Source organism: Paraburkholderia sp. MM5384-R2, assembly GCF_014201025.1.
Lineage (GTDB): Bacteria > Pseudomonadota > Gammaproteobacteria > Burkholderiales > Burkholderiaceae > Paraburkholderia > Paraburkholderia tuberum.
The window spans coordinates 1-20,678 of the sequence record NZ_JACHDI010000051.1 but is presented as its reverse complement, the minus strand read 5'-3'; the positions used below and the strand labels follow the sequence as shown (position 1 = coordinate 20,678).

19 protein-coding genes are annotated in these 20,678 nt (G+C 63.1%); 7 read left to right on the top strand and 12 right to left on the bottom strand.

From position 1 onward, the window contains the following. The first annotated feature begins 482 nt into the window (after positions 1 to 482). Entirely contained in the window at positions 483 to 2,057 is a 1,575-nt protein-coding gene (locus tag HDG37_RS37520) for a transposase (protein ID WP_221312276.1), read from the top strand. Positions 2,058 to 2,264: 207 nt separating this feature from the next. Here the strand turns inward: HDG37_RS37520 and HDG37_RS39895 are convergent, their stop codons facing one another. The 12 genes from HDG37_RS39895 to HDG37_RS37460 all read right to left on the bottom strand — a co-directional run bounded on the left by HDG37_RS39895 (position 2,265) and on the right by HDG37_RS37460 (position 13,056). Then, positions 2,265 to 2,516 carry a hypothetical protein gene (locus HDG37_RS39895; protein ID WP_260335261.1) on the bottom strand — a complete coding sequence of 84 codons (252 nt, stop codon included), beginning with the start codon at positions 2,514 to 2,516 and terminating at the stop codon, positions 2,265 to 2,267. Positions 2,517 to 2,534: 18 nt separating this feature from the next. Continuing rightward, positions 2,535 to 3,371, bottom strand: coding sequence for a Tar ligand binding domain-containing protein (locus HDG37_RS37510; protein ID WP_260335260.1), 837 nt, complete (start codon positions 3,369 to 3,371; stop codon positions 2,535 to 2,537). Between the two features lie 367 nt (positions 3,372 to 3,738). Next, positions 3,739 to 4,689, bottom strand: coding sequence for an NAD-dependent epimerase/dehydratase family protein (locus HDG37_RS37505; protein WP_184056458.1), 951 nt, complete (start codon positions 4,687 to 4,689; stop codon positions 3,739 to 3,741). After that, on the bottom strand, positions 4,686 to 5,690 hold the full coding sequence (locus tag HDG37_RS37500; protein ID WP_184056456.1) for a fumarylacetoacetate hydrolase family protein: 1,005 nt from the start codon (positions 5,688 to 5,690) through the stop codon (positions 4,686 to 4,688). The genes HDG37_RS37505 and HDG37_RS37500 overlap by 4 nt, the downstream gene beginning before the upstream one ends. Continuing rightward, on the bottom strand, positions 5,687 to 6,280 hold the full coding sequence (locus HDG37_RS37495) for a cupin domain-containing protein (RefSeq protein ID WP_184056454.1): 594 nt from the start codon (positions 6,278 to 6,280) through the stop codon (positions 5,687 to 5,689). Before HDG37_RS37495 ends, HDG37_RS37500 begins: the two co-directional genes overlap by 4 nt. Further along, positions 6,277 to 7,080 carry a cyclase family protein gene (locus tag HDG37_RS37490; protein WP_184056452.1) on the bottom strand — a complete coding sequence of 268 codons (804 nt, stop codon included), beginning with the start codon at positions 7,078 to 7,080 and terminating at the stop codon, positions 6,277 to 6,279. Before HDG37_RS37490 ends, HDG37_RS37495 begins: the two co-directional genes overlap by 4 nt. After that, positions 7,077 to 8,282: an MFS transporter gene (locus HDG37_RS37485; protein ID WP_184056450.1), complete on the bottom strand. Its 1,206-nt coding sequence runs from the start codon at positions 8,280 to 8,282 to the stop codon at positions 7,077 to 7,079. Before HDG37_RS37485 ends, HDG37_RS37490 begins: the two co-directional genes overlap by 4 nt. Positions 8,283 to 8,316: 34 nt before the next feature. Further along, entirely contained in the window at positions 8,317 to 9,444 is a 1,128-nt protein-coding gene (locus tag HDG37_RS37480) for an FAD-dependent oxidoreductase (protein WP_184056448.1), read from the bottom strand. A 141-nt stretch (positions 9,445 to 9,585) separates the two neighbouring features. Then, positions 9,586 to 9,990, bottom strand: coding sequence for a Rieske (2Fe-2S) protein (locus tag HDG37_RS37475; protein WP_184056446.1), 405 nt, complete (start codon positions 9,988 to 9,990; stop codon positions 9,586 to 9,588). 14 nt (positions 9,991 to 10,004) lie between these two features. Beyond that, complete coding sequence (locus tag HDG37_RS37470; RefSeq protein WP_184056444.1) at positions 10,005 to 10,958, bottom strand: VOC family protein; 954 nt, start codon at positions 10,956 to 10,958, stop codon at positions 10,005 to 10,007. Positions 10,959 to 10,985: 27 nt separating this feature from the next. Beyond that, on the bottom strand, positions 10,986 to 12,146 hold the full coding sequence (locus HDG37_RS37465) for a S9 family peptidase (protein ID WP_184056442.1): 1,161 nt from the start codon (positions 12,144 to 12,146) through the stop codon (positions 10,986 to 10,988). Between the two features lie 19 nt (positions 12,147 to 12,165). After that, on the bottom strand, positions 12,166 to 13,056 hold the full coding sequence (locus tag HDG37_RS37460) for a transporter (RefSeq protein ID WP_184056467.1): 891 nt from the start codon (positions 13,054 to 13,056) through the stop codon (positions 12,166 to 12,168). Between the two features lie 344 nt (positions 13,057 to 13,400). Here HDG37_RS37460 and HDG37_RS37455 point away from each other — a divergent pair, with 344 nt between their 5' ends. The 6 genes from HDG37_RS37455 (at position 13,401) to HDG37_RS37430 (ending at position 19,876) form a co-directional block, all read left to right on the top strand. Beyond that, on the top strand, positions 13,401 to 14,324 hold the full coding sequence (locus HDG37_RS37455; protein WP_184056440.1) for a LysR family transcriptional regulator: 924 nt from the start codon (positions 13,401 to 13,403) through the stop codon (positions 14,322 to 14,324). Further along, a complete protein-coding gene (locus tag HDG37_RS37450; protein ID WP_221312275.1) occupies positions 14,321 to 15,286 on the top strand; it encodes a LysR family transcriptional regulator in 966 nt (321 codons plus the stop codon). The genes HDG37_RS37455 and HDG37_RS37450 overlap by 4 nt, the downstream gene beginning before the upstream one ends. 104 nt (positions 15,287 to 15,390) lie before the next feature. Then, positions 15,391 to 16,401 carry an ornithine cyclodeaminase family protein gene (locus HDG37_RS37445; RefSeq protein ID WP_184056438.1) on the top strand — a complete coding sequence of 337 codons (1,011 nt, stop codon included), beginning with the start codon at positions 15,391 to 15,393 and terminating at the stop codon, positions 16,399 to 16,401. 35 nt (positions 16,402 to 16,436) lie between these two features. Then, positions 16,437 to 17,456: a dihydrodipicolinate synthase family protein gene (locus HDG37_RS37440; protein ID WP_184056436.1), complete on the top strand. Its 1,020-nt coding sequence runs from the start codon at positions 16,437 to 16,439 to the stop codon at positions 17,454 to 17,456. Between the two features lie 12 nt (positions 17,457 to 17,468). Then, the gene (locus HDG37_RS37435) at positions 17,469 to 18,938 is read left to right on the top strand and encodes an NAD-dependent succinate-semialdehyde dehydrogenase (RefSeq protein ID WP_184056435.1); all 1,470 of its coding nucleotides are present in this window, start codon (positions 17,469 to 17,471) and stop codon (positions 18,936 to 18,938) included. 341 nt (positions 18,939 to 19,279) lie between these two features. Then, complete coding sequence (locus HDG37_RS37430; protein ID WP_184056433.1) at positions 19,280 to 19,876, top strand: hypothetical protein; 597 nt, start codon at positions 19,280 to 19,282, stop codon at positions 19,874 to 19,876. Positions 19,877 to 20,678: the final 802 nt, after the last annotated feature.

Below are 20,678 nucleotides of genomic sequence, written 5' to 3'. Positions count from 1 at the left end.
CGCTGCCGGTCACTGCCTTGCGAGGTTACCGGCGCATGCGCCCTTGCATGAGGCATGCATGCACATCAAAAATAGTCGTTCGTCGCGGCGTTAGGTTGAGCATTCGGATCTCATTTCATCACCGCGAGCGCATGCCGCTCTGACTGTTGTGGTAGAAGTCGAAGCCTGGTCTTTTCGCGCGGCTTCACTTCTGCACGGGTATAGAAGCCTGTGGGTCGGTGCGATAGCGCAATCCGTCGACAAACAGAGCCACCAACCTCCGGGCGTCGGGAGGATCGGGACATTCAAGCGGAGCGCACAGGGCAGCCACCGCGCACAAAAGCTTGTCGGGCTGAATTCCTTTGCGAATGTCGGCGAGCCGCCACCCCGGCGCTCACGCGTGTCGTCAACCAGACTGAACCTAGAAACGGCAGTTGAAGGTTTGAAATCAGGCGCCAACGCAATGCGGGCAAGGGTTTTCGGAAGTCTGGCAAACTCACCAGATGGGTGAACAGACAAACCGGGAGATTGCGGCGGGGCCGGACGCCGAACCGATGATTGTCGACACGATGGGCGGGCGCATGCACGTGCATTGGGACGAGGCCGCGCACGCGACGCCAAACGGCCAGCTGGTATTCTTTGCCGAGTTTCTCGCGACCGCCGGCGTGTTCGACGCGTGGGTCGATGCTTGTCCGCTCGTGCATCGCGGCGGCAATACGTCGGACAAACGTGACGTGCTGGGCACGCTGGTGCTGGCGGTCCTTGCTGGCCACCGTCGCTATTCTCACGTGACGGCACTGCGCGGTGACGCGGTAGCGGCGCAGGCGCTGGGCATGAAGCGCACCGTCAGCGAGGACACCGTGCGACGCTCGCTGTTGCAGATCGATGCGGTGGCCAGCGAAGCGTGGATGCGCCCGGCGCTGATGAACAGCGTACGCGACGCGCTCGCGACGCCGTGGATCATGGACATCGACGCGAGCATCAAGCCGCTATACGGACGTCAGGAAGGCGCGGAGCTGGGCTACAACCCGCACAAGCGGGGGCGTCCGAGCCACGTGCTGCACACGTTCTGGGTCAGCACCCTGCGACTGGTGCTGGACGTGCAGGTGAGCCCGGGCAACCAGCATACGTCGCTACACGCCAGGGAGGGGCTCGGGCGACTGCTCGACGAGCTGGATGGGTGTCGCCCGGTGCTGGTACGAGGCGACTGCGGCTACGGGAACCAAGGTGTTCTGGCCGTGCTGGAGCAACGGGCGCAGCCCTACCTGCTTCGTTTGCGCCAGACAAAGAATGCGAAGCGTCTGGTTACCCGGCTGGCGGGGCGCAGCGACTGGGGGCAGGCGGATGCCCAGGGATGCCAGGCGATCGAAAGCGAACTGCGGCTGGACGCCTGGTCGCGCACACGCCGCGTGGTCGTCGTGCGCCGCCGGATTCGTGACGACGTGGTGAACGCGCCGCGCAAGGATCAGCAACAGCTTCGGCTGCCGATCGCCGACGTGGCGGTGCTCGACGCCCATCAGATGTGGGAGTACACGATCCTGGTCACCAACGCACCGTATCCGCTGGACTCGATCGCGCAGTTGTACCGCGACCGCGGCGATTGCGAGAACGGCTTCGACGAACTGAAGAACCAGTGGGGCCTGGGCGGCTTCACGACGCAGGACATCACGCGCTGCCAGACGACGGCCCGGATCGGCGCGCTGGTCTACAACTGGTGGTCGTGGTACTGCCGCGCCGCTCATCCGCAAGGTCGGCTCGAAGCGGTGACGAGCCGACCGCTGCTGCTGGCCGCCGTCGGCACGAGCGCCAGCCACGCTGGCGGCACCCGGCTCTATCTCACGCCGTTGCATGCGATGACGCAGACCATCCGTGCGCTGGTGGGCAATATCCGCAAGGCACTGCAGCATGTCAGACAGCTCGCGGAGCAATCACCGAAACTCGATCGCTGGCGCGCGCTGCTGCGCTATATCTGCGCACAGATCGTCCCTTCGAAATTGCCTCGGATTACTCATGATCTGCTCGTTGCATCGGGGGTGATCGCCGTTTTTAGGCTGAAAACTGTTTATCGGGCAGAGTGAATACGATTCCCGAGCGAATTGTCGAACGCGCAGCCACGATCCGGGCGGGCGTTCGGCAATAGCTCGTAGGTATCGCAACGAAACCCGTTTCAAGACCGCTGGCTTAGGCGATACACAAGGCAGTATCTGTTCCTCAGATTGGCGGACAGGCGAGTGTCCCGGAAACGGCCGCCGCCCGAGGCGGCGAATCGTTGAAGATGACGTCTCTCAGACGTCCCCGCAGTCGTCGTCCGGAGACAGCGCTTCGAGTGGCTCAAGGAACGTTCTTACCCGCGTCAGTTTTGCGATGAAGTCGTCGATCACATCGAGCGCATTCAGCACTTGCTCCGCTAAGGTGCCTTCGTGCCGCGACGGCACCCTTTCCGTGTTCTGACGAACCGTCGATGTCAGTTCCTCCATCGACGCGGCGGTCTCCTGCAGAGACGCGGCCTGCTCTTCAGTCCGTTGCGACAGGTCCATGTTACCGGCCGAGATCTCCTACGCGGCGATGTCGATCGACTCGGCGCCAGCCCTGACAACGCCGATGGTCTTGACGAGATCATGCTGCATGGTCCTGAGTCCCCGCATCAGTTGCCCCATTTCGTCGTTCGAATGAATTTCGACAGACGTAGTCAGGTCGCCGTTGGAGATCGCCCTGAAATGATCGACAGCCCGCACGAGCGGCATCCCGACCGCTTGCTGCGAGGACCACCAGGCAAAAGCTGCGGCACCTAGCGCGACCAGAACACCCGCAATGGTCGCCCAGAGGAAGGCGTGAAAGCGCGTCTGCGAGGCATTGAACGTCGCGCTTGCCGCAGTGACCTGAAGCTGCCCGAGCAAATCCATGCCTGCGGACACGTCGATGAACAACGGCAGAGGTATGTTTAACCAGACGCGCGGGATTTTTTCCGCGTCGTGCGTCGCTATCACACTGAACATGGGGTCCAGGCCTTTAGCGACGAGCGCGTCGAAGTTCACGTTCGTATCTGCCGCGATGCGTGCCTCGTCGGATCCGGAAACCGGCAACGCGCGGTATGCATCCCATGCTTTCCTGGCCGAGGCAAGCAGATTCCGCGCGATCCGCGTTTCCTCTGGCACGTCCGCACCGGTCGGCTCCAGCGCAATCCGATACAGGTACAGACGTGTTCTCGACAACGCCACATTGGCCTGCGCGAGAGCCACTGAAGACGTCAGTCGGGTCGAATAGAGTGCTTTCACGTCGTTGTTGCTCGTCAGGACGCCGGTGACACCCATTGCGCCGCCAACGACCAACAGTCCGCCGAGAAAGCTTATTGCCATCGCAAGGCGGACACGGATACTGAGGTTCTTGAACATGGAGAAGAATAGATGCTCAGATATGACAGGTGACGCCACGTAGACAAGGGAGATTTACATCCCTGAATTGATGTTCATCGGAGCGCTCACGGCCGTGGCCTTTGAAGTGCGTCGGGGGCTCGAAAATGATGCTCTTTCGAGCGAGGGAACGTCGTAACCTGTACGGAAACGTGTTGAGGCGCGAGGGGTTGCTATTCGGGGCGCTCGTACCTTGTCCGATTCGACGAAACCAATCGTAGCTCTTTCGCTCCAGCCTGCCGCACAATAGGTCGAGCGAGCCCCCGAGCCCCAATTACAGGGCGCACCGGCGCACTGCAGAAATCCGTGCCGAGCGTCATGTTTTTATCCTGCCCCCCAGCGTTGCGTTTCAATCGTCGCTCAGCGCGCGAGCGATCAGGGAATCGACGGTGCCGTCGTGCCGGAAACCGGCCTCGACTGCGCGCCGGTCCATCAGCGGCGGCTGACGGCCGAACAGGCGCTCGATCCGGTCGTCGGGAGAATAGTCGACGCGGGCCGAGCCGAAGCGAACCGCGAGTGCGTCGACGATCCTCTTCACTTCAAGGTGCAGCACGGGAGGTGTCCACACACGTTGGGCATGCAGTCCGTCGGCTGACAGGCGCGCCGCATGCAACAGATTGTCGACGCAACACGGACGCGACATCCACCATGCGCTCGCCGACGGCGAGACCGGACACGTGTAACGCTGGCCGGCCTGCACCGCGCGAAAGATCGCACTCATGAAAGCGGAGCCATGCCCCGCCGACAGACCCGGCCGCGCGACAATTCCCGGCAGGCGCAGCGAACGGCCATCGAGCTTGCCGCGGCGCGTCCAGTCCGACAGAAGCTGTTCGCCGACCAGCTTGTGCACGCCATAACTGGTCGTCGGCCGCGGGAGCGAGTGCTCGTCCATTCGCGCCGGAAGCGGCGCGCCGTATACGGCCACACTGCTCGCGAATACGACCCGCGGCACCCGCGAATGGGCTTGGGCCTGTTGCGCGAGCCGCTCGAACAGCGCGAGCGTCGCATACAGATTGACGCGGTCGCCGAGAGCATGGTCGGCTTCGGCCTGGGCCCCAGGCACGCTTGCCAGATGAAAGACGATATCGACAGGTTCCGACAGTAGCGAATCAAGCGTGCGCGGCGCACCGAAATCGCCGGCGAGAAGGCTGACCCGAGTGTGTTCGGGAGCGTTGTAGAACGCCTGATCGACCAGCAGAAGTTGCGACACGTCGCCGGCGCAGGCGAGGCCTTCACTCAATAGCCGCTGAACCAGCGCGCGACCGACAAAACCGTTGGCCCCCGTTACGAGGACTCTCATCGTTGCGCCTCGCCTTTACCGGCCATCGCCGCCCACACCACGCGCTGATCGATGGTGCCGAAGGGCGCACCGCCTTCGTCCTCACGCGCCGTCATGTTGACCTGGTCGCCGAAGCGCATGAAAGCCGTCCTCGCCTGCCCTTCATCGACGATCTCGATCACGCGGCGCTCGGCAATGCATGCCGATCCGACCGCGCGGTCGACGTTCGATACCGTGCCCGAACCGATGATCGTCCCCGCCGACAACTTGCGCGTACGGGCCGCGTGTGCGATCAGCTCGCCAAATCCAAAGTTCATCTCGCTTCCGCACGGGTGCCCGAACCATTGCCCGTTCCACTCGACGTGCAAGCGCAGATGCACGCGGCCATCGCGCCACTGATTACCCAGTTCGTCGGGCGTGAGCGCGACGGGCGCGAAGCTGGTCGAAGGCTTGGCTTGCAGAAACCCGAAGCCGCTTTTCATTTCGCGCGGTCCAAACCCGCGCAGGCTCCAGTCGTTGATCTGCACGACGAGACGAATATGCTTCATTGCGTCAGTCGCCGACACACCCATCGGCACGCCGTCGACAACCACGCCGAACTCGCCTTCGAAGTCGATGCCGTCGCGCTCATCCGGCAGCGGCACGTCTTCGGTCGGACCCAGGAAGTCGTCGCTCGCGCCCTGGTACATGACTGGCACGGTATCGAATTCGGGAATCGGCGGCGTGTTGAATGCACGCTCCATCAAACGGCCGTGATTGAGAAACGCGGAACCGTCGCACCATTGCGGACTGCGCGGCAACGGCGCGGAGCAGACGGCTGGATCGAACGCAAAAGCATCGGCGGCATGGCCGTCATTGAGTTCTTCGTAACGCGTTTGCAAGCGAGGCGCGACGTCCGTCCAGTGCTCGATGGCATCGAGCATCGTGTCGGCAATTCCCGCTGCCTTCACGGCATGACAAAGGTCGCGCGAGACGACGAGCAGCGTGCCGTCGCGATGACCGCGCAAAGTGGCCAGTTTCATCGTGTTTCGGTCTCCATCGACGTGTTGAGCGCCGCCGCAATGGCGCTGTTATAGGTGCCGTCGATCAGCACGAACAACATCCGGCAGACCCGGTTCGAGCGGTTGGCCCACGCGTGATTGGTCCCGCGCTGGATCACGACGCTGCCGGACGCGAGCGCCACTTCGCCTTCGTCGAGAATCAACGTCATTTCGCCATCAATCACCACGCCGTAGTCGATCGACTCCGTGCGATGCATCAGCGGATGCGGAGAATCGCTCTGCACCGTCGACACATTGGCATCGCCCGTTTCGCTGAACGCCGCTTGCATTTTCGACGCGCCTTGCGCGAGAAACTCCTGCGTATCCGGCGGAATGTCGACAAAGCGAAAACGCGTGCCTTGTTCCGGCGGCGGCAGCATCAAGGGTCCGGCGGTCGGGTCCGGCCCGTTGTCCACGCAGGCCGGGCTGCCTGCCGTCAACCAGACTTCGTGAAAGACCGTGCCTTGAATTGCCTTGATTTCGACGACGCTTGGCAATGGACCATCGGAGGCGACGATGGCGCGCCCGCGCAAGTCGTGGCCCGTGACGATCCGGCGAATCGGCGGCATCATGCCGGCACCTCGTCGAATATCGCAACGGCACGCGTCCAGCCGGCCGACGCGCCGCGAATCTTGTGCGGAAAGCAACTGATCGTGAAGCCATGCGGCGGCAGCGCTTCGAGGTTGTGCAGCTTCTCGAGATGGCAATAGCCGATGTCGCGCCCGGCCTTATGACCTTCCCAGATCAGCGAGGTGTCGCCGGTCTCGGCGATCTTCTTCGCGGTGTAGGAGAAAGGCGCATCCCAGCTCCATGCGTCGGTGCCGGTGAGCCGTACGCCGCGCTCCAGCAGATACATGGTGGCCTCGTAGCCCATTCCGCAACCGGCATTGACGTAATCGCCATGTCCATAGCGCGAACCGGCGCGCGTATTCACGACGACGATGTCGAGCGGTTCCAGTTCATGGCCGATCCTTGCAAGTTCTCGCTTGACGTCCGCAGCGGTCGCGACATAGCCGTCTGGGAAGTGACGGAAGTCGAGCTTCACGCCGGGCTGAAAACACCATTCGAGCGGAACCTGGTCGATCGTGGTCGAAGCCTTCGGGTCGCCGAGGCTCGCGTCCATCGTGGAATGGAAATGCCAGGGCGCGTCGAGGTGCGTGCCGCTATGCGTCGTCAACGTGACCCATTCGGCCGCGGCCGCTTCGCCGTCGGGAAAGTCCTCGACCTTCGTTCCCGGCAGCATGGCCATGAATTCACCTATCGTGTCGGCATGCCTCTGGTAGGTGATCTTCGGCGCGAGCGGCGGCGGATCGGAGAGCACATCGTTTTCAAGGTAGATCGAAAGATCGATAAAGCGTCGATTCGGTTTCATTCGGAGATTCCCGCAATGCGTGTACGAGGAGCAAGCCGTGAAAAGCAGAAGATCGCGATTGCGGCAATCGCCACCGCCGCCACACCGAGACTGCCGTAACCGGAAAGCTTGACGAGCGTGCCGCCAAGAATCGGGCCGATGGCGGCACCCGTCATGAGCATCGCCGGCGTCGCCGCGACCGCACGGCCGGTTCTGTCGAGGCGCGCGAGCATGCCGAACGCAAAGGTGTGGGTGAAAATCATCGCCGCAGCAAAGACCGAAACGGAAGCCGCATACGGTGCGAACGAGGAACTCTGCGTGACAGTCACCGCAATGACGGCTTGCGCCAGCGCCCCGCACTGCACGACTCGCACGCCGGGCAAGCGCGATTCGAGAAAGCCCGCGAGCGGCGCGGGGATCAGATTGACCAGACCGAGCGCGATGAGAACACCCGTGACAGCGGAGAAACCGAAGCCGCGATCGAGCCCGATGCGCTGCACGAAGGCGAACACCATGGCCTGCGTCAGTCCCATGCAGGCGACGCCGATCATGCCGAACCAGACCGCGCGTTCGAGCCGCGACTCGCTGTTCGCCGCGCCGATATCGCGCGCATAGGTCGCCGGAAATGCTGCCGCCGACACCAGCGCGGCGACGGCCATCACGCCGGCGAACACCTCGAAAAGCGCCCTGCCGCCGTGGGCCGCAATCAATCCCGGCGTGATGCCGAGAAACGCGATCGCAAAACATCCCAGCGACAACCCGGCAATCGCAAACAGTCTGTGGGGGCTCCGGCTGCGGCCAATGGTTCCATGCGTCACGCTCAGACTGCTGCCGACAGCAAGCCCGGCCACGACATGCAGACCCGCCATCAACTCATAGCGATCGATCGCCGCGGCTACCGCGAATGCAACGGCCGCGATAGCGAAGCCGGCCGGCGCAACGAAGCGCGCCCGCAAGCGGTTCAAACGCGGCGACAGGAAAACGCTGCTCGCGACCGCGCCGACCAGAAACAGCGTGGCCAGCGAACCGGCCTGCTGTGGATCGAGGTGATAGTCGCCAATCAGCGTGCCGACCCAGACCGGCAGCGCGACGAGATCCACCATGCCGGCGCAATGCGCGACGAGCAGCGCCAGCACGCCGGCTCCGCCGTACCGCGTGGCTGCGTGCGCGCCGGACTGCACGGCCGGTTGTCGCGCGGCATCCGCTGTGATGTTCTCTACCATTTCGTTCGCCCTCCTTGGCATCAGATCGGTTGGCTCAGATTGGTTGAACGAGGCTCGTCAGCGTCTCGCGCATGATCTGGGCGTGTTCCGCCTTGTCACCTCCGCAGATCTCGATCTCGCCAAGCCGGCCCGAGTTCTCGACGACGATGCGGCAGCGTTCCCAACGGCGCGCCTGGAAGGCGAGCAAAGCCGCTTCGAGCGTCGCGCCTCGGCCCAGTTCCTCGGCGAGCACGATGCCGTCCTCGACGCCGATGCCCGCTCCGGCAGCCATATGTGGCGTCGTGGCATGCACCGCGTCGCCGATGAGCACCACGCGTCCAGCAAACCAGGGTTGCGGCACGAGCAGCCGTTCCAGCGGCCGGTAGATGACCGTCGACTGCGGCCCGATCTGGTCACGAATCGACTGCACGAGCGGTGCGCTGAAAGGCGCCAGCAGATCGCGCAGCATCTCAGGCCAGCGCTCCGGGTCGAGGCGCTCGTTGGTCGGACGATCCTCGGTGACGAAGACGTACATCTCGTCGTGCGAAACGGGATTCACGCCGGCCTTGACCTTATGTCCCATCCACATGGTCGCGCAGACGATTTCCGCCGGCCGCGGCACGACCGCACGCCAGATGCCCTGGCCGGTGTAGCGCGGCTGAGGCGCATCGGGGAATACTGCTTGCCGCACTTTCGAGTAGAGGCCATCGGCGCCGATCACGAGGTCATACGTGGCCTGCGTGCCGTCGGTCAGCGTCACGTCGACGCCGTCGTCGCGTTGCACGATGTGCGAGAACGTGCAGCCGAGGCGCACCTGCACGCCGGCTGCCCGGGTCGCCTGCGCAAGAATGTCGGCCAGCACCGGCCGCATGATCGCGCCGCCGCCCGGAATGTCGGGACCGGCTACGCGAGGCGTCGGCAGTTGTCCCAGCGGCGCGCCGCCCGATGTGAAGAGATCGACGCCGTCGCCGCAGTAGCCGCGCTCCATCACCGCATCCACGACGCCGATCGTCTTCAATGCGCGCAGCGTCGGGCCGCCAATGCTGATGCCGGCGCCATACGCGCGCCACTCGCGGTCGATCTCCACGAGATCGACCTTCAGCCCCTGCTTTACGCATTGAATCGCGGCGGCCATGCCGGAAAAGCCGCCTCCGACTATGAGGACATGCCGAACGGAAGTCATGCTGGTGTCTCCTGGTTTCATCTCGCACCCGCGAACGTCGTAAGCGAGCGTCTTTTGTGTTTTCGGATGATGTGCGTCGGGCGTGCCAATGGGTGTTGACCGCCGCACTTCTTTGCTCGCGCCATGCGTGCCATGCGCGCGTTATGTTTCGCCTTCCGGTTCGCCTTCTTTGCCGACCCGCGATGCAGAACCAGCCGGCATGAAAACGCTCACGTCGCCGTCTTCCGTCACTGTCGTGTCGAGCCGCGTCAAGCGTTGGCCCAGACACGGCCCGACCAGGCACTCGCCGGTCGCGATATCGAACTGCGCACCGTGCGCGTGGCAGACGATACGTGTGCCGTCGCCGTTCAGGTACGCGTCCTTGCGCCACGCCATCGGTGTGCCGCCGTAATGCGGACACGCATCCAGATACGCAAACACTTCACCGCCGCGGCGAACGAGCACCAACGTATCGCGCCCCTGCCCCGCGGGATAGAAGCCTCGCGAGCCGGGGTCGTCCAGTTCATCGAAGCGGATCAGACGGATTGGTAACGCGGCAACTGGCATGATGGCCCCGAGTGCTAGCCGGCGGTTTTCGCCGACGCAGCGGGCGGTCCGCCTGGCGCCCATTTCTCGCGATGCTGGAACAGGAACAACTGTGAAGCGTCAGCGCCCATCGACGCGGTTCGCGCAGCCCAGCCATCGTCGTGAAGGTCCATATCCGCGTCATACTCGACGTGGCAACCCAGCGGGCTGTTGAAGTACCAGAACCAGTTCGATCCGAACCGGTGACGCCCCGGCCCCCAGAACGACTGATAGCCCTTCTCGACAAAGCGTGTGCCGGCTTGCAGCACCTCGGTCGGTCCGCCCATGTGGAAAGTGAAGTGCTCGCAGCCCTTCATGAACGGCGGCGTCTGGATCATGAACAGCGTGTGATGATCGAGCGTGCCGGCCGGGCGCAGGAACGGCCCCACGCCGGTGAAGCGGTCCGAGCAGCGAAAACCGAGACGCTCGACATAGAACGCTTCCGCCTTCTCAGCGTCCGGCACGAAATAGACGACGTGCGAAAGCGAGCGAGGCGTGAGGTCGGCATTGTCGTTGACAGCGACCACGTTTGGTGCCCGCCGCGCCGGCGCGCCGGGTGCGTTGACCGATTCCGCGGGCAGCGCAAGCGGACGTCTCACGGTGATCTGGAAGCCAAGGGCAAAGCCCATGTCGTCGACCGATTCGATCGAGCCGTCCGCGAGTTGCCGCACTTCACGGTCCCGTTGCAGTTCGGCTGCAATCGCGTGCAACGTTGCGGCGTCGGCCACGCCATAGGTCGTCTTGCGCAACATGTTTCCCGTGGCAAGCGCGGGCGGCAAAGCCGGATCGTCGGCGCGCCTGATTTCGATCGCGGTGCCGTCCAGTGCTTCAAAGCGGCCGCCGGCTTCGCCCGCACGCACGGCCACGAGGCCGTAGTCGAGAAGGTACTGGTTGCAGCTTGCCACGTCGTCCACGCCGAAGACGAGCGTATCGGGTCCGATGATATTCATGAGCTCGAGTTCAAGTTGAAAGATGAGTCAGAGAGCGGTACGGCCGCCCAGGGTTTCGGCCACCCAGTCGGCGATGTAGTGGCCTGCGTTGATCGAATTGTCGAAGCTGGAGTGTTGAACGCCGCCTTCGCGGTCGGTAAATATCTTCAGCTCACGCTTCGGACTGTTGACGAGCTGCTCATAAGTGCGGTGCGCCCAGGCTACGGGAATCTGCGAATCCTTCTCGCCGTGCGTCACGAGAAACGGCACCTTGATGCGATCTAGCACGCCGTCGAGATGAACGTTCTCCGCGATCTGCATGAATTCTTCGACGTCCTTCGCGCCCCACACCCAACGGACGTGATCCCAGTAGTGCGGAACCGGGAAATTGCCTTCGCGCTGCAGGCGTTTTTTCTGCACGTCCCGCCAGTCGTGATTTGCGCCCCAGACCACACCGCACGCGAAGCGCGGCTCGAAAGCCACTGCACGCGGGCAGTAATAGCCGCCGAGCGAGACGCCTTCCATGCCGATGCGCTTGTGATCGATGTCGTCGCGCGTCTCCAGCCAGTCCACGATCCGGCTCGCCCACACTTCGGAGTTGTACACGGCATGCAGGCCGTTAACGCGCAGCGCTTCGCCGGTGCCCGGCTGATCCACGATCAACGACGACACGCCGCGTGCCGCCAGCCAAGCCGGCAATCCGACGAGGTATTTCATTTCCTTCGTGGAGTCGAGCCCGTTCACCTGCACGAGCAAGGGGCTGCGCGCGCCGGCATCCTTCGCCTTCACCAGCAAGCCGGACAGGTGGCCGTCGCCGTATGGAATCGTCACGCGTTCGCAGTCCTCGCCGAGCAGCTTGACGCCCCTCGCGAACGTATCGAGCGAACGCCGGTACAGATCGACGCGCGCCGGGGCGCCGTGCGCCTGCAGCCGTTCGCAGGTGATCAGGTAGATAGCCGCGCGCTTGAGCTTTTCGCCGGCCGACAGCAGCCGGCCGCGCGCTTCGTCCTCGTTCGCGAGATCGCACAGGCGATCGGCCATGCTCGACCATACTTGCCTGAATGCGCGGGTACCTTCCGCATCGGGCTGCTTCGCGGCCTCCTGCAAAGGCGCGCACATTGCCTCTATTTCACCGATGCGCGCGCCCATCTCGATCGCGAGATCGACGGACAGGTTCCAGACGTAATTCGTGGGGAAATAACGAAACATGCAAGTCCTTCAAAGTTGATTAGTGACCCGTAGCAGGTCCCGGCGGTTTCGCCCACAACGGAATCGCGACGTTGAGCCAGACCGCGTTGCTCTTCGAGGTGTTGGCCGCATAAATGCCCTGCTGATAGTTGAGGTTGATATTGAATTTGCCCGCGTCGTAGACGATCGACGGTCCAAGCCCGAGCGTCTTTGCCCGGTTGCCGCCAATTACCGACCCGTTCAGCCGGTCGTCCGTGAACTGGTTCAGGTACGCGCCCACAAGGCCCAGCTTCCATTTGCCGATGTTCCATCCGGCCTCGAATTCGCCGACGTAGGCCGTGCCCGACCGGTAGCCTGTCGCGCCGTTTTCACGGTTGATCATCAGGCGGTTGGCGACGCCCAGGTCGATACCGTTGGGCGCGTTGTAACGCAGCGAGACGACCGGTTGCAGCGACGTATAGCCCACGGCCACGCTCGGTTTCGACGGGCTATACGAACCCGTCTCGAATGCAATGTCGAAGCCGCTGGTGAAAGTCAGATTCCGCGCGAGGCCCCAGCTCATGATGACCGGAGACAGCGTGACGTTGGACAGTCCGTTCTGCGTGCCTTGCTGTCCGGCGATGTTCGTATGCAGCGACACGACCGGCAACACGAGTTGCGAATACACATGGGCGCCCAGCACCGTGAACGGATACGAGGCGAGCAAACGCGTGGTCGCCGAAAACGCCGACGAATGAAATGGCACCGGCAGCTTCTCGCCGTTGTTGCCGTAAAGCCCATTCGAAAAGCTGTAACTGAATTGCTCCAGAGCGAACAATCCGGGTATCGGCGGCATCTCCGCGATATTGGTGCCCACCGCGCCTGCCGGATAGGGAGAAACCCCGCTTTCCAGAGCACAGGCGTTCTTCGATCCGAGCGCGGCAAACATCATGCAGCCTACGGAAGCGGCGGCGGCCGCAGCAAATCCTCTACGCAACTTCGTCTCCTTATCGCCTGCAGCTCATGGGCATGCCGGACGTGTCTCTTATCGTTGACTGGATGCGGCGAAGCGCAGATATGGCGCATCGACGCTGCCAGCACCTCCCGATTCACATGGTTGTTTTCGATCGTGTCGGGATGGGCTTTAGATTAAGATGCGCTCGCGTAGCACTCAAATGGATTGCATCCATTCGATCTATGGGTCGCCTGAATACTTTCAGGAGAAACCCTAATGCCGGTCGCCGCTGACGCGTATCCATACGGCATGGCGGACCACAATGAACGGAGACAACGCCCATGCGCTTTAACAAGCTCGATCTGAATCTGCTCGTCGCGCTCGACGCCTTGCTGACCGAGGAAGGCATCAGCCGGGCGGCCGAAAAAATCCACCTGAGCCAGTCCGCGATGAGCAACGCGCTGGCGCGGCTGCGCGAATATTTCGACGATGAGCTGCTGGTCCAGGTTGGCCGCAAGATGGAGCTCACGTCGCGCGCCGAGGGGCTCAAGGACGCCGTGCGCGACATTCTGGTTCGCGTCGACGCGACCATCGCCGCTCAGCCACAGTTCGTGCCGCCGCAGTCGAACCGGCTGTTCCGGCTGCTCGTATCCGACTACACGATGATGACGCTGATGCCGCACGTACTCGAGCTTGCCTATCGGCAGGCGCCCGGCGTGAGCTTCGATTTGCGGCCTCAGGTGTCGAACCCGCAACGCGTGCTTGAGCGCGGCGAAGCGGACGTGCTGATCATCCCCAAGGACTTCTGCTCGACCGAGCATCCTTCGGAAATCCTCTTCGAGGAATCATTCTGCTGCGTGCTGTGGGATCGAAGCAATCTGGCGAACGTCGACATGACAGCGGAACGCTATATGTCGGCCGGTCACGTGGTCGTCCATCCCGGCGACGGCATCGCGCTCGATGACTGGTTCATGCAGCAGCTCGGAATGATACGGCGCGTCGAGGCAAGCACGTTCAGTTTTCTGTCGCCGGCGCACCTCGTGGTCGGCACGCATCGGATCGCGACGATGCATACCCGCCTCGCGACGCTCGCCGCGCGTTCGTTGCCGCTCGTCATTCGCTCGATGCCGGTCACGATGCCGAAGATGGAGCAATGCGTGCAATGGCATAAGCATCGAACGTGGGACCAGGGCATCGCGTGGGTACGCACGCTGCTGAAAGAGGCGGTCGTCACAATGGACGGCACGTCGAGCGCAGCGGCATGAAAACGACCGCAAACGCAAAGCGCACCGCCAGCGGGAAAGTCGAGGTGCAAGCTGCTTCCGTTGCGCCGTCCATTCTTGACCCGCGCTGGCTCGTGTTCGCGCGCGTCGCGGAACTGGGCAGTCTCAGCAAGGCCGCCATCGCGCTCGCCATTCCCCAATCGCTAGTTAGCCGAAACATTGCTCTGCTGGAGCAGCAATGCGGCGAGCGGCTCTTTCGACGCACGGGACGCGGCGTCGTTCTTACCGAGTTCGGCGAGTACGTGCTTCCGCGCGTCGCGCATCTCGCTCATGAGGCGGACGCGCTTGCCGACGACATACGCAGTGCGCGAGGTCAGCCGAATGGCGAAGTGCTGGTGGGATTGCTGCCGTCGGCCGTCGATCAGCTTGCCGGTCCATTGTTCGCATCCGCAAAGAACGAGTTGCCGGGCGTCAGGCTTCACCTGGTCGAAGGCGCCAGCGCCCAACTCGAAGAGCAGCTTCACGAAGGCCGTCTCGACATGGCCGTGGTGCTACGCGACGACGAAGCGAGCATCAAGCACGCTCACGTGCTCGCCAAAGTGCCGCTCAGTCTCGTGGGCCGCCGCGAAGATGCGGTCACCACCCGCAGCGATATACCGCTCACGGCGCTTTCCGGCATACCGCTCGTCGTGCCGGGACGTCCGCATCCCTTGCGCGGTCGTCTCGACCGTCTCGCTGCCGAGCATGCGCTAACGCTGCACGTGGCCGTCGAAGTCGATTCCGTGCGCTTGCAGTACGAAATCGTCGCAGCCGGCGGAGGCTATGCGATTGCCTCCGTGCTGCCGGGGCGTCTCGATCCGCGCCTCGCGTCTTCGCGAATCGTCAGTCCCGTGCTCGAACGGTTCGTCGTGCTCGCGGACACGCCACGCCGTCCGCATACGCGCGCCACGCGCGCGGTTCGACGTTTGATCGAACGCCTCGGCGCATTTGCACAGACGGCGTGATCGCTGTTATCGACAGAATGCATAACTGCTTTCGACACTGAGCAGTACACGCAAGCGGACGTGGTCCCTATAGTGCGTTGGCCATTAACGCCAAAGCGCACACCATGTCCGATACACCGCCGAACGACGCCCTGCCCCCCACACTCTTTCTGAGCGATGCCGATGTCGCGTCGCTCGTCGACTGGCCGTCGGCTGTCGTGGCGCTGGCGAGCGCATACGGCGAGCGCGCATCCGACGCGATGGTCCCGCCGCGCTCGATGGCCCGTGGCGACGGAATCTGGCTGCGCAGCCTGACGGCGATCTCGCCGGCGGGCGGCCATATGGGTGCGAAGCTGATCGCCGCGTCCCCGCGTGCGCGGCGGGCCAGCTATCTGATCTCGCTGTTCGATCAGCAGACCATGGCGCTTGCCGCGCTCATCGACGGCAATCGCGTGACGGGGTTGCGTACCGCCGCCACTGCCGTGCTCGCGATCGATCTACTCGCGCCACGCAGGCCGCTGCGCGTCGGCGTGATCGGTTCGGGCTTCGAGGCGCGCGGCGCACTCGACTGCCTGGCGGCGATGCGCTCGCTCGCCAGCGTACAGGTCTTCAGTCCCAATCCGTCAAGCCGTGAGCGCTTTGCGCAGTCTTTCGCCGGCAGCATCGATGTGGTCCCGGCCGACGCGCCCGAGCGCGCCGTAAGCGAAGCCGACGTCGTCATCTGCGCCGCGCGCAGCCGCGACGAGTCGCCCGTTCTGCGCGGCGCGTGGCTGGCAGCGGGCGCCACCGTGGTATCGCTCGGCTCGACGTTGCCCGAGCAGCGCGAGGTGGACGAAGAAACAATCGCGCGCGCCGTGTGCGTTGTCGCCGACGTACCTGAGGAAGTCGCTGACGGCACGGGCGACGGCATCGCCGCCGCGCACGCCGGGCTCTCGCTCGACACCAAGCTCGTCCCGCTCGCCGCACTCGTCTCGGGCGACGTGACGCCGCGGCGCTCCGAGGCCGACATCGTGCTCTACAAGTCGGTCGGCTCCGCGCTTCAGGACATCGTCATCGCGGAGATGCTGTTCGCACTCGCCAAAGCAAAGGGCTATGGCACGCCGTTGCCGGCGAGCATCGTGCCGGTCGCCAAATAGCTTTCCTATCAATCGAAAATCGAAGGATCCATCTCATGGCCACATACAGGAAGACCGATGCCCGCGCGTGGGCGAAAGAACAGTTGACGGGTTGCTCCGCCGTCACGATTCCAAGCTACAGCGCCGACCTGAAGCGGCTCAATGAACGCGGCATTCGTCACGACATTGAGCTCGCGATCAAACTGGGCTTCCGCTACACGCTGCTGTGCAGTGAAGTCGCAATCACGCCCGGGGAAAACGCACAGTTCACCGCGTGGGCACGCGAGACGGCGGGCGACCGGCTCGGCCTCTTTTTTCATGCGGCGTTCGGCACGCTTGCCGAGAACATTGAAGCCGTGAAGCTCGCGGAAAAAGCAGGCGCGGACATCGTTCTGCTATCGTATCCGCCGCAGTTCTGGCCGACGACGCAGCAGGAAATCTACGACTACACAAAGGCCTTCTGCGATGCTACCGATCTCGCGGTGATGCTGTTTCCGATCCCGCTGTGGGGCTTCGAGCGTGTGCATCCCGCAGGTATGCCGGTCGACCTGGTGCGCCGCCTTCTCGACGACTGCCCTAACATCGCGGCGATCAAGTCCGAGCAAGGTTTCCCGTTGCCGGCAGGAATTTGCGAAATGTATCACCACTTCCGCGACGAAGTCGTAATTAGTTGCCCGATTGAAGGCGACGCGATTCCGCTGATGAGCCTGATGAAACTTCAGTTCTCCGGGACCAGCAATACCGCGTGGATGGGCGACTACTACCCGCGGGCATTCGAACTCGCGCGCAGCGGCCGGTGGGAAGAAGCGATGGCGCTCTACTGGAGCGTCAACCCGGCGCGCAATGCGAACGGCGCCGCGGCGCAGAGCTATGCAGGCGGCACCGGCGTGCTGAACCGCACGATGTGGAAGTATCAGGACTGGCTGGCCGGGTTCAACGGCGGTCCATTGCGCGCGCCGGCGATGCGCGTGCCCGACCGATTGATGAAGGCCTTGCGCCAGGGTCTCGTCGCCTCGGGTCTGCCCGTCACGTCGGACCCAGATGCCGCGTTTATCCCAGGCCGCTTTCCCTGCTGAGGACTCACACCGATGAAACATCAACTGAGGGATGCAGCGCTGTGGCGCGACGCCGCGTTCATTGCCGGCGAATGGGTGCAGGAAACGCCGCACGGCCGGTATGCGGTGCACAATCCGGCCGACCGCTCGGTGCTCGTGGAACTGCCGCGTTGCCGCGAGGCCGAAGTGCGCCGTGCGATCGACGCCGCACACGAGACCTTCGGCACATGGAGCCGCGCCACCGCGAAGCATCGTGGAGAAGTGCTGCGCCGCTGGTATGAATTGATGATCGAGCATCGCGAGGATCTTGCCACGCTGATCACACTCGAGGAAGGCAAGCCTCTCGCGGAAGCGCGCGGCGAAATCGACTACGCGGCCTCGTTCCTGCGCTGGTTCGCCGAGGAGGCAACGCGTGTGCGCGGCGACGTGATCGCGGGCGTCAAGGAAACGCAGCGCATCGTCACACTGCGCGAACCGGTTGGCGTATGCGCCGCCATCACGCCGTGGAATTTCCCGGCCGCGATGATCACGCGCAAGGCCGGTCCAGCGCTTGCTGTGGGCTGCACGATCGTCGTCAAGCCCGCGAGCCAGACGCCGCTGACCGCGCTGGCGCTCGCCGAACTGGCACGGCGCGCCGGCGTGCCGCCTGGTGCATTCAGTGTGATCACCGGCAACGATACGCGCGCGATCGGTGCTGAACTGACGGGAAACCCGGTCGTGCGCAAACTGACGTTCACGGGCTCGACCGAAGTGGGCCGCGTGCTGCTCGCGCAGGCGGCACAGACCGTGAAGAAGTGCTCAATGGAACTGGGCGGCAACGCGCCCTTCATTGTCTTCGACGATGCCGACCTCGACGCCGCCGCCGACGGCGTGGTGGCGGCCAAATTCCGCAACACGGGCCAGGCTTGCATCAGCGCCAATCGTGTGCTGGTTCAGTCTGATATCTACGACGCGCTCGCGAGGCGAGTCGTCGAGCGCGTTGCGCGCCTGCACGTGGGCAATGGCCTCGACCCCGACATCCAACTCGGCCCTTTGATCGAGGAGGCAGCGGTGTTGAAAGTCGAAGAGCACATCGCCGATGCGCTCAGCAAAGGCGCCAGACTCCTGCATGGAGGCAAGCGTCACGCGCTGGGAGGATTCTTTTTCGAGCCCACCGTGCTCGCGGACGTCACGCCCGAGATGCTGATTGCGCGCGACGAGACCTTCGGTCCGGTGGCGCCGCTCTTTCGCTTTCACACCGACGATCAGGCGCTCGCCATGGCCAACGACACCGAGTACGGGCTCGCGGCTTACCTGTATAGCCGTGACGCGGCCCGCATCTGGCGCACTGCGTCGCGAATCGAAGCGGGCATGGTGGGCATTAACAGCGGCCTGATCTCCAACGAGGTGGCGCCGTTCGGCGGTGTGAAGCAGAGCGGTCTTGGGCGCGAAGGCTCGCATCTTGGCACCGACGAGTTTCTTGAGGTCAAGTACCTCTGCTGGGAGGGGCTCCACGTTCATTGATCCCGTCCGTGCGCCGCGCCTCCACAATTATTACTCCGCGTTCCCCGTCATTGCTCATACCGGCGTTGAGGGGCGGATACGACGCGTAATATGTCATCGAGGAAGTTGCCCCGAACGCCGCGGCTGCGCACGACAACGATACAAGCGCTGCGCAAACCCACGGACGTGCCCGATACACACGAATCGATAAGCACCCCTATCGCGTCGATTATAAATTTCAAAGTTGAATTTCGCGGATGCTTGCAACCTTCTTGCCGCGACTCAACACTTACCGACCAGAAAAGTCACTCTTGATCTGCAACACTCGGTGTACTGTGAAATGAAAGTCGTCGATCCTGTTGTTGGAGATCGTTAATTTTGCTAGCGGTGTCGGCTGTCGGATCACCGCCACGTCTGCGTCGGTTAGCAAAAAGCATCTGAAGCAGTACGGCGCACAGCGGCGATCGGTGAGCCAGCCCGGTGGCGTCTGTATGCGGCTCAACCTGTCGTCATCAAGACGCGCGAGCGTTGCAAATGCTTCCAACGCTGAATGCGAAATCGCCGGGAAAAGTATCCAGCCCGCCGTTCCCAGCACAGGCATCTCCTTGGAAACGTGGACCTTTGTTCCGCTAGCGCAAGGTGTGGACGTGGCTAGCAGAATTAACGAACATCAACAGCATTGTCCATTGTTACCAATAAATAATCGGCAATGGGTTGACTCGGCCAACAGCGGTGGCCCTGTTCTCGACGATCACGGTAGGGTCTTCGGTATCAATGTCACGAGCCATGAACCCGACACCGACATCTCGGATGTTGCGAAGGTGCGGGACATTTTCGACCTGCCTCTGCCGGTCGAATTTGTTGTCGGGCAACCGGAGCAGTCGTCCTTGCGGTCTCTCGCAGCGCGGGGTTTCGCGAGCATCGACGGCGTCCGGATGGCAGCGCCGTTCGCGTCGTGACGAATCTCCGGCCCGTCGCGTGACGCGGCAGCACTTTCGCGCTGCAGTGCGGCTGGCTGGAACGTGCGCCGACCCGGCAGCGACGTCCGCGTGACGCGTCGGCTGATTGCTAGCTCCGCGATGTGCAGCTCGGTATTTATGGTTACGGTTAGGACAAGCTACGAACACGAACGGCGACCGCCCTCGCCGCGACCGCAAATGAAGGGGTGGAAAGCTCCAACTTTCCCCCCTTCACGGCGCGTGACCCGTTCGTCCATGAACTTCGCCGGCTGTCTCCTGAAAATTCGAGCGACGCCGCAGCTAACGTCAACGAATGCAGGCCGTGGATGCCCAAGCTGAGCGTCTTCTTGATGCGATTTTCTACGAAAGACGGCAACGTGAATGGGCTATAAAGATAAGTTTTCTTATGTGCGACGTGAGGTCGCTTCGTTCGTTGTTTTACCGTCGATGTCTGGCGGGAGGAAACCGGGCGTTCCGTCGCCCGTAGTCTATTGGTGCATGCGGGGCTGGTAACGGCGCCGTGTGAAGCCACCGAGACAATGTAGCCCGGCGCAAGCTAAGCCGTGGTCGTGAGACGACGGTGCCCCTGCGAGTGTCAATGCGGAGGGGGCGCTAGACTGGATGGCATGGCTAAAGTATTTGAACTGCTGATAAACATCGTTAACTTAGACGGGCCAAAGACACTGATAGGCCCCACCCAAAACGGTAACGTAGCAGGTCTGCCCTTTATAAGATGGGGCAGCGCGGACATGGTGCTACCGGTGGAGAAGCAGAGCCTAAACCATTCTTGCGAACGATGCGG

Bases quoted from the DNA above. Each gene is read 5' to 3' on its own strand.
- HDG37_RS37520 (WP_221312276.1), top strand. From the start codon at position 483: ATGGGTGAACAGACAAACCGGGAGATTGCGGCGGGGCCGGACGCCGAA.
- HDG37_RS37510 (WP_260335260.1), bottom strand. From the start codon at position 3,371: ATGTTCAAGAACCTCAGTATCCGTGTCCGCCTTGCGATGGCAATAAGC.
- HDG37_RS37495 (WP_184056454.1), bottom strand. From the start codon at position 6,280: ATGATGCCGCCGATTCGCCGGATCGTCACGGGCCACGACTTGCGCGGG.
- HDG37_RS37445 (WP_184056438.1), top strand. From the start codon at position 15,391: ATGTCCGATACACCGCCGAACGACGCCCTGCCCCCCACACTCTTTCTG.
- HDG37_RS37505 (WP_184056458.1), bottom strand. From the start codon at position 4,689: ATGAGAGTCCTCGTAACGGGGGCCAACGGTTTTGTCGGTCGCGCGCTG.
- HDG37_RS37450 (WP_221312275.1), top strand. From the start codon at position 14,321: ATGAAAACGACCGCAAACGCAAAGCGCACCGCCAGCGGGAAAGTCGAG.
- HDG37_RS37455 (WP_184056440.1), top strand. From the start codon at position 13,401: ATGCGCTTTAACAAGCTCGATCTGAATCTGCTCGTCGCGCTCGACGCC.
- HDG37_RS37480 (WP_184056448.1), bottom strand. From the start codon at position 9,444: ATGACTTCCGTTCGGCATGTCCTCATAGTCGGAGGCGGCTTTTCCGGC.
- HDG37_RS37470 (WP_184056444.1), bottom strand. From the start codon at position 10,958: ATGAATATCATCGGACCCGATACGCTCGTCTTCGGCGTGGACGACGTG.
- HDG37_RS39895 (WP_260335261.1), bottom strand. From the start codon at position 2,516: ATGGACCTGTCGCAACGGACTGAAGAGCAGGCCGCGTCTCTGCAGGAG.
- HDG37_RS37500 (WP_184056456.1), bottom strand. From the start codon at position 5,690: ATGAAACTGGCCACTTTGCGCGGTCATCGCGACGGCACGCTGCTCGTC.
- HDG37_RS37475 (WP_184056446.1), bottom strand. From the start codon at position 9,990: ATGCCAGTTGCCGCGTTACCAATCCGTCTGATCCGCTTCGATGAACTG.
- HDG37_RS37465 (WP_184056442.1), bottom strand. From the start codon at position 12,146: ATGTTTCGTTATTTCCCCACGAATTACGTCTGGAACCTGTCCGTCGAT.
- HDG37_RS37485 (WP_184056450.1), bottom strand. From the start codon at position 8,282: ATGGTAGAGAACATCACAGCGGATGCCGCGCGACAACCGGCCGTGCAG.
- HDG37_RS37460 (WP_184056467.1), bottom strand. From the start codon at position 13,056: ATGATGTTTGCCGCGCTCGGATCGAAGAACGCCTGTGCTCTGGAAAGC.
- HDG37_RS37440 (WP_184056436.1), top strand. From the start codon at position 16,437: ATGGCCACATACAGGAAGACCGATGCCCGCGCGTGGGCGAAAGAACAG.
- HDG37_RS37435 (WP_184056435.1), top strand. From the start codon at position 17,469: ATGAAACATCAACTGAGGGATGCAGCGCTGTGGCGCGACGCCGCGTTC.
- HDG37_RS37490 (WP_184056452.1), bottom strand. From the start codon at position 7,080: ATGAAACCGAATCGACGCTTTATCGATCTTTCGATCTACCTTGAAAAC.